This window comes from Sphingobium sp. Z007 (assembly GCF_900013425.1).
Lineage (GTDB): Bacteria > Pseudomonadota > Alphaproteobacteria > Sphingomonadales > Sphingomonadaceae > Sphingobium.
Genome location: NZ_FBXK01000005.1, coordinates 336,139 through 347,761, shown reverse-complemented (window position 1 = coordinate 347,761; position 11,623 = coordinate 336,139). Strand labels below are relative to the sequence as shown.

The 11,623-nt window shown below is 63.7% G+C and carries 15 protein-coding genes; 4 read left to right on the top strand and 11 right to left on the bottom strand.

Annotation, left to right across the window (positions count from 1 at the left end):
- Positions 1-96 precede the first annotated feature (96 nt).
- The gene (locus tag CEQ44_RS09630; RefSeq protein ID WP_088183088.1) at positions 97-288 is read left to right on the top strand and encodes an AlpA family transcriptional regulator; all 192 of its coding nucleotides are present in this window, start codon (positions 97-99) and stop codon (positions 286-288) included.
- A gap of 9 nt (positions 289-297) precedes the next feature.
- Here CEQ44_RS09630 and CEQ44_RS09625 read toward each other — a convergent pair whose 3' ends face one another.
- The 5 genes from CEQ44_RS09625 to CEQ44_RS09605 form a co-directional block, all read right to left on the bottom strand.
- On the bottom strand, positions 298-1,695 hold the full coding sequence (locus CEQ44_RS09625; RefSeq protein ID WP_088183089.1) for an integrase arm-type DNA-binding domain-containing protein: 1,398 nt from the start codon (positions 1,693-1,695) through the stop codon (positions 298-300).
- 271 nt (positions 1,696-1,966) lie between these two features.
- Positions 1,967-2,437: a DUF1178 family protein gene (locus tag CEQ44_RS09620; protein WP_088183090.1), complete on the bottom strand. Its 471-nt coding sequence runs from the start codon at positions 2,435-2,437 to the stop codon at positions 1,967-1,969.
- Complete coding sequence (locus tag CEQ44_RS09615; protein ID WP_088183131.1) at positions 2,434-3,264, bottom strand: carbon-nitrogen hydrolase family protein; 831 nt, start codon at positions 3,262-3,264, stop codon at positions 2,434-2,436. Before CEQ44_RS09615 ends, CEQ44_RS09620 begins: the two co-directional genes overlap by 4 nt.
- A gap of 8 nt (positions 3,265-3,272) precedes the next feature.
- On the bottom strand, positions 3,273-3,530 hold the full coding sequence (gene grxC, locus CEQ44_RS09610) for a glutaredoxin 3 (protein WP_088183091.1): 258 nt from the start codon (positions 3,528-3,530) through the stop codon (positions 3,273-3,275).
- A gap of 63 nt (positions 3,531-3,593) precedes the next feature.
- Positions 3,594-4,334, bottom strand: coding sequence for a ComF family protein (locus CEQ44_RS09605; RefSeq protein ID WP_088183092.1), 741 nt, complete (start codon positions 4,332-4,334; stop codon positions 3,594-3,596).
- 41 nt (positions 4,335-4,375) lie between these two features.
- Here CEQ44_RS09605 and CEQ44_RS09600 point away from each other — a divergent pair, with 41 nt between their 5' ends.
- Positions 4,376-5,224 carry a class I SAM-dependent methyltransferase gene (locus CEQ44_RS09600; protein WP_088183093.1) on the top strand — a complete coding sequence of 283 codons (849 nt, stop codon included), beginning with the start codon at positions 4,376-4,378 and terminating at the stop codon, positions 5,222-5,224.
- A 6-nt stretch (positions 5,225-5,230) separates the two neighbouring features.
- Positions 5,231-5,836, top strand: a complete 606-nt coding sequence (locus tag CEQ44_RS09595; protein ID WP_088183094.1) for a hypothetical protein — start codon at positions 5,231-5,233, stop codon at positions 5,834-5,836.
- 23 nt (positions 5,837-5,859) lie between these two features.
- Here the strand turns inward: CEQ44_RS09595 and CEQ44_RS09590 are convergent, their stop codons facing one another.
- Positions 5,860-6,747, bottom strand: coding sequence for a metallophosphoesterase (locus tag CEQ44_RS09590; RefSeq protein WP_088183095.1), 888 nt, complete (start codon positions 6,745-6,747; stop codon positions 5,860-5,862).
- Between the two features lie 82 nt (positions 6,748-6,829).
- Between CEQ44_RS09590 and CEQ44_RS09585 the strand changes: the two genes are divergently transcribed.
- Positions 6,830-7,726, top strand: a complete 897-nt coding sequence (locus tag CEQ44_RS09585; RefSeq protein ID WP_088183096.1) for a diacylglycerol kinase family protein — start codon at positions 6,830-6,832, stop codon at positions 7,724-7,726.
- A 190-nt stretch (positions 7,727-7,916) separates the two neighbouring features.
- Here the strand turns inward: CEQ44_RS09585 and rpsI are convergent, their stop codons facing one another.
- The 5 genes from rpsI to CEQ44_RS09560 form a co-directional block, all read right to left on the bottom strand.
- A complete protein-coding gene (rpsI, locus tag CEQ44_RS09580) occupies positions 7,917-8,483 on the bottom strand; it encodes a 30S ribosomal protein S9 (protein WP_088183097.1) in 567 nt (188 codons plus the stop codon).
- Positions 8,483-8,962 carry a 50S ribosomal protein L13 gene (gene rplM / locus CEQ44_RS09575; protein ID WP_088183098.1) on the bottom strand — a complete coding sequence of 160 codons (480 nt, stop codon included), beginning with the start codon at positions 8,960-8,962 and terminating at the stop codon, positions 8,483-8,485. Before rplM ends, rpsI begins: the two co-directional genes overlap by 1 nt.
- 133 nt (positions 8,963-9,095) lie before the next feature.
- Positions 9,096-9,884 carry a hypothetical protein gene (locus CEQ44_RS09570; protein WP_088183099.1) on the bottom strand — a complete coding sequence of 263 codons (789 nt, stop codon included), beginning with the start codon at positions 9,882-9,884 and terminating at the stop codon, positions 9,096-9,098.
- Positions 9,881-10,924: a COX15/CtaA family protein gene (locus CEQ44_RS09565; protein WP_088183132.1), complete on the bottom strand. Its 1,044-nt coding sequence runs from the start codon at positions 10,922-10,924 to the stop codon at positions 9,881-9,883. The genes CEQ44_RS09570 and CEQ44_RS09565 overlap by 4 nt, the downstream gene beginning before the upstream one ends.
- A 65-nt stretch (positions 10,925-10,989) precedes the next feature.
- Positions 10,990-11,622: a 2-dehydro-3-deoxy-6-phosphogalactonate aldolase gene (locus CEQ44_RS09560; RefSeq protein WP_088183100.1), complete on the bottom strand. Its 633-nt coding sequence runs from the start codon at positions 11,620-11,622 to the stop codon at positions 10,990-10,992.
- Position 11,623 lies beyond the last annotated feature (1 nt).

Below are 11,623 nucleotides of genomic sequence, written 5' to 3'. Positions count from 1 at the left end.
AATCCTGACAGGGGGTCCCTTTTGCGCGCCGATAAGGGGTCCCGTTTGGACGCCGATTGACAGCTTTGGGCTTCAACCAATAGATTGACCCTACCGATGACCGACCGTCTCATTTCTCAGAAGGAAGTGCTGGCACAGACCAGCTTGTCGCGCATGACCATCTACCGGATGCGTCAGGATGGAGAATTCCCCGCTCCTGTTTATCTCAACAAGAACCGCACCCGCGTCGCATGGCGCGAAAGCGAGGTGCGGCAATGGATGGAATCCCGGCTTTCAGTCACTCACTGACCATGCCGGTCAAAGGTGGCTGACCGAAATTTTAGCCGCCTTCCGCGCCTTGGACGTGCGCTTGATAGGGTCAAGCTGCCCACGTTTTGCGGCGCGGACATCTTCATCCGCCTTGGCTTTATCCAGCACCTCTTGCCACACGCGCAGCGCGTAGGCCTTTTCGTGCATATAGTTGTGCTTGTTGTAATTTTTCCTGCTGCCGACCGTGGTGGTTCGTTCGACATGGTTCAGAAGGGCTTCGGTCACTTCATCGGTCACGACCCGATTGATCGTGCCGGGGTGATGCAGCCGCTGGAACGTCGTGGTGATTGTGCGCCGAAAATCGTGCGCTGACCAACCTTCCATGGCGAAGCCGTCCGCCTTTGCCAGATGTTCGGTTTCACGAAACAGCAGATGCGTCGATTTGGAAAAGGCATTCAACGCCTTATCTGCCTTCGCCTGCTGAAACACGAAGGTCGCCTTTGGATTCGCCTCCCTCATCGCCCGCAGCCAGTCCACGATAGGCTGCTGAAGCAGCAGATAGTTCGGCCGCCCATTCTTGGTGGATGGTCCCGGTTGCGTCCAACTCCCTTCGTCAAGATCGAACTGATCCCACGTCGCAGTCATCGCTTCTTCAAGCCGACAGCCTGTCGCTAGGATGAGACGCAAGCCCAGTGCGAAGGACCGATGGTTGCTTGGCTTTTCGGCAGTCGCATAACGGTCGATGACCGCGATGACATAGCCCAGTTCGCGTTCGTCAAGGTAGCGTTCGACCGTGCCGATCGTGTTCTTGGCCCCAAGGTATCTTGCGGCATCATCCTGATTGACGACCTTGTATCGATACTCGCTGACCATCCGCTTCCACAACGTTTTGACGAAGCCACAGAATTTGTAACCCTGATGCGGTGACCGCGCCTTTGCCTTATCCAACAGGCGATCCAGCACCCTATGGTCGATTTCGGTAAGCGGCATTGCAGCGATTTCGGACAGGTATCGCGACCAATACAGCTTTTCAGCGTGAGGCTGCTTCAACGTCTCCACATGGTCGGGCAGGTAATAGGTGTCCCAGAACCATTGAAGGGTCTGTGTGTCATTCGCTGCCTTGGCGTCCTCGACGGCCTTCGCCTCTTCCTCCAGACGGACCTTTTCCAATTTCGGGTCGATCCCGCGTGCCCGCAGCGCCTCCTGTTCGCCCGCCCACGACCGGGCCATGGTCAAGGAAAATGCCGGGTATGACCCCAGCGACATTTTCGCCTGCTTCTGATCGCTGGGGCGGCGATACTGATACACCCACGATTTCGAACCCGTTGGCTGCACCATCAGATACAGGCCGGGAGTCATCCCATCCTTGATCGCATCCGCCGACTTCGCACCGGGCGTGGGCTTGGCGGCCTTCACAGCCGTGTCCGTCAAATTCTTCGCAGCCATAGCTGTGTCCCTTCGCAGGCCAAGTAGTCCACAAGTAGTCAGAGGTCCATACTGCGGGGGTGCCGGGGAGACTCGCTGATACCATTGCCAGACCGGACAACCTCTATAGAATGACGGAAATCAGCCATTTTATTGGTCACATTTGGTATCGGATGGTATCAGCGAATTTGGCACCGCATCAGATTAGGAATCTAATGCTCTATCCTGCTGAGCTACGGGTGCCCGGCGACGGCTCTATTGCGCGCGGCGCGCCTGGTCAATTCTTCGACGTTTAATTCTTGGCCTGTGGCGGGATCACAGGGAACGGCAGCGGCGCGACCTCCACGCCCTCGGCGATCAGCGCCTTGGCCTCCGCCGGAGCGACCTCGCCATGGATGCTGGCGCGGTCCTTTTCGCCATAGTGCATGGCGCGCGCCTGCTCGGCGAAACCGCGGCCGACCCAGATACTGTCTTCCAGCGCCTTGCTCTGCGCTGTAGCCAACGCCTCAACCAGCGCTTTCATCTTTGCCTGGTCCGCGCCGCTCATCGCAGGCGCCGTGGCCTCTTCCCGCACTGCGACCGCGCGGCTGTTGCCCTTCGCGCCCACGGCCGGCGCCATCACCGCCTTGGTCACATCACCATCGCCGCATAGCGGACAGGCCAGCAGGCCCCGCGCCTTCTGATCCTCATAATCGGCGCTGGACCCGAACCAGGCTTCGAACACATGGCCCTGGCCAGCGCATTTGAGATCGAACACGATCACGAAATTGTTACATCCTTCGGTATAGCACGGCGGTTGGCGAGCGCGGGCACGCGGCCGCGCACATCCCCTATGCGCGTCAGGTCAAGGTTCGCAAGCCCCAGCCCGGCCGTGTCGCTCATGTCGAGCAATACCTCGCCCCAAGGATCGATCACCACGCTGTGGCCATAGGTGGTTCGCCCGTCTTCATGCGTCCCCACCTGCGCGGTCGCGATGACATAGCAGCCCGCCTCGATCGCCCGCGCGCGCAGCAGCACATGCCAGTGCGCTTGGCCCGTCGGCACGGTGAAGGCGGCGGGCGCGAGCAGGATCGTCGCCCCCGCATTGGTCAGCGCGCGATAGAGATCGGGAAAGCGCATGTCGTAGCAGATGGAGAAGCCCATCCGGCCCCAGGGCGTATCGGCCGCCACCACCTGCTCGCCCGGCCCATAGACAGACGATTCCCGCCAGCTTTCGCCGGTGGCGAGGTCCACGTCGAACAGATGGATCTTGTCGTAGCGCGCCCGGATATCGCCGCTGTCGTCGATCAGGAAGCTGCGATTGGCCCAGCGCCCGTCGGCCCGCTCGCCCTTGAGCGGCAGCGACCCGATATGCACCCATAACCCCTCACGCGCTGCGGCCTCGCGCACGGCGGCCAGCACGACATCCTCCGCCTCGCTGCGCAGCGTATCCGCGGCGCGTTGGCGGTCGCGGTCCAGATATCCGGCCATTTCGGGCGTGAACAACATGTCCGCACCCTCACCCTTGGCCCGCTTCACCATGTCCACGACGGCGGCGGCGTTGGCGGCGGGATCGATCCCGCTGGTCATCTGGAACAGCGCGGCGCGCATATTGTCGCTCACAGGCCCAGCAATGCGTCCAGCTTGCCGTCGCGGTTCAGCGCGCCAAGATCGTCGCTACCGCCGACATGCTGCCCGTCGATGAAGATTTGCGGCACGGTGGACCGGCCGGGCGCGCGCTCCAGCATCTCGTCGCGCTTGGGGCCGCCCATCGTAATGTCATATTCCTCGAACGCGACGCCCTTGTCGGTCAGCAGCGCCTTTGCGCGGGCGCAATAGCCGCACCAGGCCTTGGTATAGATTTCGACTTTCGCCATGATGATGAGAAGCTCCTTTCCTATGAAATTGGGAGAACGCGCCGCTTTGTCAATCGCTGCGCCTCATTCGACATCGGCATCCGGCAACACCCGCGCCCAGCAGAGCAGCCGCACCTCACCCGCCCCGCCGCGTTTGAGCACCCGCGCGCAGGCCGCGGCGGTCGCCCCGCTGGTATGGACATCGTCGATCAGCAGCACGCGCCGCCCCCTGATCGCAGGCGCATCCGCCAGCGCAAACGCCCCGCGTACCGCCTTAGCCCGCTGGGCCGGATTCATCCCCCGTAGCGGCGCGGTCCGCTTGATCCGGCGCAACGCCATCTTATCCACCGGCCAGCCGGTCAGCCGCCCCAGATGATCCGCGATCAGCGCCGACTGATTGAACCCGCGATGCCACAGCCGCCAGCGATGCAGCGGCACCGGCACGATCAGCGCCTCTACGCTCCCCACATGGCGCATCATCTGCCGCGCGATCAGGCGCGCGAGGCCGATGCGCCGTCCATATTTGAGCCGCAGCGCCACCGTCTTAGCCACATCACCATAGGCCAACACCGCGCGTGCGCTGTCCCAAGGCGGCGGGTTGGCCATGCACGCGCCGCATTGCGCGCCCGCGCCCATGTCATGCGGGAAAGGCGCACCGCATCGGGCGCAGCAAGGTTCGCCCAGCAGTTCCATCCCGCTCCAGCAGGACAGGCAGAAGGCGAAATCCTCCCCCACGATCGCGCCGCAACCGGGGCATCGCGGCGGCAGCGCATAATCGATCGCAGGCTGCAAAACGCCCTTGAGAAGCGGGAGGAGCGACATCATCTGCCTTGTCCGCACTTCGCGCCCGATGCACAAGGCCTGCCATGGAATCCCGCCCCGACATTTTCGACCGCGCGCGCCGCGCGCGCCAGCGCGACCGGATGCTGCCTGCTTTCGCCGATCATGATTTCCTTTATCGCGCGATGCTGGACGAATTGCTCGACCGGCTGACAGACGTGCAGCGCGACCTGCCCGAAGCCTTGGTGATCGGTTGCCCCGATGGCAGCGCGAAGGCGGCGCTGGAGGCGATGGGCAAGCGTGTCGCCTGCGCCGATCCCGGCTTCCTTGCGGCCAAAGCGGCGGGCGGCGTGCAGGCGGACGAGGACGCCCTGCCCTTCGCCGACGACAGTTTCGACCTCGTGGTCGCCTGCGGCACGCTCGATAGCGTCAACGACCTGCCCGGCGCGCTGATCCTGATGCGGCGCGTGCTGCGCCCCGACGGATTGATGCTCGCGGCCTTTGCGGGCGCGGGCAGCCTGCCCCGCCTCAAATCCGCGCTGCTGGCCGCCGAGGGCGACCGGCCCGGCCAGCATGTCCATCCGCAGGTCGATGTGCGATCGGCCGGTGATCTGCTCAGCCGCGCCGGATTCGCCATGCCGGTCGCAGACGGGGAGACGCTGACCATCCGCTACGGCGACATTGTGCGCCTGATGCACGACCTGCGCTTTATGGGCGCAGGCAATGCATTGGACATGCGTGCACCGGCCCTGACGCGCGCCGTGCTAATGCGCGCCGCGCGCCACTTCGCCGATGCTGCGGACCCGGACGGGCGCACCGCGGAACAGATCGCGCTCGTCTATCTGTCCGGCTGGAAACCCGACCCCAGCCAGGCGGGACCGGCCCGGCGCGGCAGCGCGACCGTATCGCTGGCCGCCGCACTCAAGGGGAAGTAAGGTTCTATGTCTCACAAAGAACGCATCGAATCTTTTCTCATCGGCGGGTTATCTGGCTTGATGGTCGTAGCGGCATATCTTGTGATGCACGCTTGGTCGTCAGGAGCTAACGCGGGAGATTGGCTCGGATTTGCCGGTGCGTTGCTCGGTACCATTTTAGCGATTGGAGGTGCCATTTTCGTTGAACATTATCGCCGCAAGATGGAGCGCAATGATGAGTTGCGACTTTTGCGAAGCGCCCTTTCGAGAATAACGATGGGAGCGAATGTCTTGGTGGGAGACGGGCTACCTGAGGGGCTTAACATCGAGGGTAAGAGAGGGCATTATCTTGACGCTCTAAGCAATATCCATTCAGGGTTTGGTATAATCATCTATGCCAAAGAGCGTTTGAATTTTGCGCTGAAAAATCCAGAACTATTCAGTGATCTTCAGCGGGTAGAACTACACCTTAAATTATCCGAGAAAGATAGATTGGCTGAAGAAAGGATTTTAAGTACCGATAATCTCACCGAGGCAGTTCTAAACGTCATGCAGGAAAAGTTGAGTTTCGAAGTGGGAGCCTTAGGATACTGCTCTGATCAAGCTGTGCAAAGGATCGATAGGCAGCGCTAAAAAGATCTATACAATAATCCTGATCAACTTTCTAACCCCAACCCCTGTCGCACAGCCACCTCACCCACAACCGGCGCGTCCGCCATGTCCCGCGACGCCCATGTGTCGCCGTCGTGCCGATATTCGACATGGCTTGCGCGCCGGAAGGCAGCACCGTCCCAGACGATCACCTGCAATTCCATCTCGTTGTTCCGCCGCACATGCAGCCAGTTGAAGCTCTGCGGTTCAGCGTTGCGCAACCGGGTGGAGGTCGCGGTGCCGGCCTGGATCACCAGCGCGCCGCCGCTATGCTCCACCATCTTGCGCGCGGACTCGGCATAGGTGCGATGAAAATGGCCGGCCAGCGCCAGATGCACGCCGGCCTCGCACGCCGCCTTGATCGCGTCGTCATGCTGCCCCACCGCCTCGCTCAATTCCCCACCCCGACCGATCGGCATGGAAAAGAGCGGATGATGGGTGACGAGGATGCGGGTCTTGTCCGGCGCGATCCCGGCGAAGCGTTCGCGTAACATGTCCATCTGGTCATGGTTGATCCGCCCATCTTTGATCGTCAGTGATCGGGCGGTGTTGATGCCTAATATCGCAACCTCGTCATCCTCAAAAAAGGGACAGAGATCGCGGCTGATATAGCGTTTGTATCGCGCCAGCGGCCGGGTGAAGCGTCGCACGACGTCATAAAGCGGGACGTCATGATTGCCGGGAACAACCAGGGTCTTCAGCCCCGCGCCCTGTAGGCGGCCCAGCCAGGCCGCTGCCTGCTTGAACTGCTCCACCCGCGCCCTTTGCGTAAAGTCGCCGCTGATGACGACCAGGTCGGGTCTCTGCTCCTCCAGCCAGGCGGTGGCAGCGTCAACGATCTTCTGATCGTTTGCGCCGAAATGAATGTCGGACAGATGTGCGATGCGGGCCATGTTATCGTAACGAACCCATGGCCTATCGTTTCCCTGGCGATTTCCGATGCACCCGAAATCGATTTGGCGGAGTTATTGCGGCATGGAAACGAAACCCCTCCCCAAAGACGCCGTCCTGGTGGTCAACGCCCATAGCCGACGCGGGCAGGATAATTTCGCGCAGGCAAAGGAAAAGCTGGAGGCGGCGGGCATACACCTGATCGCCGCCCATGCCGTCGAAGACCCCGAAAAGATGGCGACAACTGTTGCCGACGCCATCGCAAGGGGCGCGCCGATGGTGATCGTGGGCGGCGGCGACGGGTCGATGTCCGGCACGGTGGACGAATTGGTGGGCAAGGATTGCGTGTTCGGCGTGCTGCCATTGGGCACCGCCAACAGCTTTGCGCGCACGCTCGGCCTGCCGCTTGACCTGGACGGTGCGGTGCAGGCGATCGCCACCGGCAAGCGCCGCCGCGTCGATCTGGGCATGGTTGAGCGCGATTATTTCGTCAACGCCGCCGCGCTCGGCCTGTCTCCGCAGATCGGCCAGACGGTGCCGCACAAACTCAAACGCTATCTCGGCCGGATCGGTTATCTGATGTGGGCGGTCAAATGCTCCGTCGGTTTCCGCGCCTTCCGCCTGACGATCGACGATGGCGAACATCAGCGCCGCATGTGGTCGACCGAGGTTCGCATCCTCAACGGCCCCTATCATGGCGGGGTGGAACTGTCGGACCATGCCGATGTCGACACCGGCGAAATCGTGATCCAGGCGGTGGTCGGACGCAGCAAGCCGCGGCTCGCCTGGGACTGGTACGCCAAATTCTTCAAGCTGCGCGATCGCGATTCGCATACCGAAGAATTTCATGGAAAGTCGTTCAGGATCGAAACCAAGCCGCGCCAGAAGATTTCCATCGACGGCGAAGTGCTGGCCAGCACCCCTGTAACGGTGAAGGTCGCGCCCGGCGCCGTCGAGGTAGCGGTGCCAGGGGACAGCTAACGGCCACGCATTCCTTCATAGTTCCCCGGCGCAGGCCGGGGGCCACGAGTTGCAAACGCTGTGCCCGAAGCCCCAGACCCCGGCCTGCGCCGGGGAACTTGCGATGTTCGGATAACAAACCTCCCAACATCACAGACAACAAAAAAGGGACCGGAAATCCGGCCCCTTTCCTGTTTGCAATGCGGAAAACTTAGCGCTTCGAGAACTGGAAGCTCTTGCGCGCCTTCGCCTTGCCGTACTTCTTACGCTCGACGACGCGGCTGTCGCGGGTCAGGAAGCCTTCGGCCTTGACCGCACTGCGCAGCGCCGGTTCGTACTTGGTCAGCGCCTGGGCGATGCCATGCTTGACCGCGCCGGCCTGACCGGACAGACCGCCGCCCTTGACGGTGGCGATCACGTCATACTGACCGTTGCGGTCGGTGACGCCGAACGGCTGGTTGATGACCAGACGCAGGGTCGGACGCGCGAAATAGACTTCCTGGTCGCGGCCATTGACCGTGATCTTGCCGGAGCCGGGCTTCACCCACACGCGGGCGACGGCATCCTTACGACGACCGGTCGCATAGGCGCGGCCCTGGGCGTCGATTTCCTGTTCGCGCAGTGGCATGGTCGAAACCGGCGGCGCGACGGGCGCGGCGGTTTCTTCACCTTCAACCGCGGCAGCAGGCGCAGCGGCGGCGGCAGGAGCAACCGGCGCGGCGGCGGCGTCGGCCGCGATCTGCGCGAGGTCGGACAGGGACTGGCGGTTATCGGACATTATGCACCCACCTTGTTCTTGCGGTTGCGCGACGCGAAATCGAGCACTTCGGGGTTCTGGGCTTCATGCGGATGCTCGGCACCGGCGAAGACGCGCAGGTTGCGCATCTGCTGGCGACCCAGCGGGCCACGGGGGATCATGCGCTCGATCGCCTTTTCCAGCACGCGCTCGGGGAAACGGCCTTCCAGGATCTTGGCGGGCGTGGTTTCCTTGATGCCGCCGGCATAGCCGGTGTGCTTGTAATAGACCTTGTCCGTCAGCTTCTTGCCGGTGAACTTGACCTTGCCCGCGTTGATGATGATGACATTGTCACCACAATCGACATGGGGCGTGAAGCTGGTCTTGTGCTTGCCACGCAGGATATTCGCGACGGTCGATGCGAGACGGCCCACGACGGCGCCTTCGGCGTCGATCAGGATCCACTTCTTTTCGACCGTTGCCGGGGTCGCCGGCTTGGTGGTCTTCATCAGCGCCTTCATGGTGCCAATACTCCAGAATAAAATGAAACCGGGGGCCGTCGCCGACACCCGGAAGTGGGGCGCTAATGACGGGTGAGGGCCAGCAAGTCAAGAGATTCGGCCGCTTTGCTGACGGGTAAAATAATACCTTCGGCTAATCGACGGGCTTCAGCGTCCGGCTTTCGGTCAGCGCTAGCGATCCCACAGCCAGGCTGCGATCCTGTTTTTCGACCAGACCGCTAGTGCGCGACAGGCGATACTGAATGCCGACCTGCACCCCCTCGCCCGCCAGTTTCTCCTCCAGGTCCAGCGCATCGGCCGGCTGCCCGACGACGCGCAGCGTGCCTTCGACCGGCACCGGCCGGCCCAGCGGCGATCCCGCCACGGTGCGCAGACCGCGCCCCTCGCCGCCCTCCACACTGCTGCTGGCGAACAGGAACAGCGGCTGGACTTCGCCCGCCAACAGCGCAAGCCGGCCGTCGGGCGAAAGGCTGGCGAACAGCGCCTTCACATTGGCCGCCGCCTTGTGGCGCGGCGTATCGGGCGCGAATTGGGCCAACATCGCGTCGATCCCGGCCTGAACCTTGCCCCAGACCGCGTCGATATCGTCGAGACCGACGATCCGCCCCTGCCCGTCCAGCTGGAACCGCAGCACCACGCCAACCAACGGGGTCAGGGCGGCGCGATAAGGTTCGGCACCGGCGGCCGGGGCATCGCTGTCGATATCGCGCAGCGTCGCCTGCAAGATATAGCCATCGCCCGCCCGCTCGAACCGCAGGTCGCGGGTCGCGCTGAACTGGCGCGTCGTTCCCTCGACAGGGCGGTGCTGCTCGATCCGGTAGACCAGCGCCCGGTCGGTGGGAGGCGCGAAAGGGATGGCGATGCCCTGCGCTACGGCCGGCTGGCTGAAGACGATAAGCGTAACGGCGAACAGCCGCCTCAACGGCGCGCGCCCACGGCATGGGCACCCCAGGCGGCGGCGGCCACGACCAGCGCGCCGACCGCCTGGTGCAGCACGGCGATCGGCAGCGCGATACCGCTGACGACGGTGGCGATGCCGAGCAGGATTTGCGTGCCGACCGTCGCATTGATCGCGATGGACGCGCCCCGCTGCCCGGCCTGCTTCGCCCGTCGCGCCAGCAGGACCAGCGCCACCGCAGCGACCCAGGCCCACCAGCGATGGAGGAAATGGACGAGATAGGGATCGCTCGACACCGTGCCCCACAGCGACCCCAGCCACTCTATGCCTTCGGGCACGATATGGTCATTCATCAGCGGCCATGTGTTGGACACATAGCCCGCATCCAGCCCGGCGGTAAAAGCGCCCAGCATCAACTGCACCAGCAACACCAGCAGCGCGACCAACGCGAACGGCCGCAACAGCGCAGGCCGGGCGTGTGGCGACCGCGCCAGCGCGCGCAGGTCAAGCGCCGTCCAGATGAGGCCGCCCATGATGAACAGGGCCGTGAGCAGATGCACCGCCAGCCGATAATGGCTGACATCAGTGCGCACCGACAGGCCCGACTTCACCATCCACCAGCCGATCGCCCCCTGCAACCCGCCCAGCGCCAGCAAGGCGACCAGCCGTCCGCCATAGCCCGCCGGTATCGCCCGTCGCACAGCGAACCAGACCAGTGGCAGAGCGAAGGCGACGCCGATCAGGCGACCGAGCAGCCGGTGCGCCCATTCCCAGAAAAAGATGAACTGGAACTCGGACAGGCTCATGCCCCGGTTGATCTGCTGATATTCGGGGATCTGCTGATAGAGGCGGAACGCCTCCATCCACTGGTCGTGGGTCAGCGGCGGAATGGTGCCGGTGATCGGCTTCCACTGGGTGATCGACAGGCCGGATTCGGTCAGCCGGGTGATGCCGCCCACCACGACCATGCAAAAGACCAGAACAGCCACGATCAGCAGCCAGCGGGCGATAGCGGCAGGACGGGGACCAGCGGAAGCGGCGCGGTGGAGGGAGGGCACGGTCATGCCCGGTCCATGCGCCGATGCCCGCCCCTTTTCAAGCCGTCGCAAGGGCAGCAAGGGTGGACAAATCAGCCCAGGGTCGCCCGCCATGCCGCCACCAGATCGCGCCCGCGCTGCCCCACGGTCGCCGCGTCGTCGCCCGGCTTGTAGAGCGCGCCGCCCACGCCAATGCCCTCGCAGCCGCCCGCCAGCCATTCGCCGATCGTGTCCGCGCCGGTGCCGCCCACGGCCCATACGCCGACATGCTTGGGCAGCACGTCCTTGACCGCCTTCACATAGGCCGCGCCCAGACGGGCCGCCGGGAACAGCTTGATCCGCTTCGCCCCCGCCGCGATCGCTGCGAACGCTTCGCTGGGCGTCATAAAGCCGGGCAGCAGATCCAGCCCCAGCTCCGCGCCGCGCGCGATTACCGCCGGATTGGTGTTGGGCGTGACCATGATGCGCCCGCCCGCGCCATGCAGCGCTTCCACCGCTTCGACGCTCAGCACCGTGCCGCCGCCGATCAGTGCCCGGTCGCCGAACGCCGCCCGCATCGCCGCGATGCTGGCCAGCGGGTCGGGCGAATTGAACGGCACCTCCAGGATGCGGATGCCCGCGTCGATCAAGGCGGCGCTGACCGCGATCGCCTCATCGGGACGGATGCCGCGCAGGATCGCACAGATGGGCGGCGCGCCATCGGCCAGCAGGTCGTCCAGGGTCATG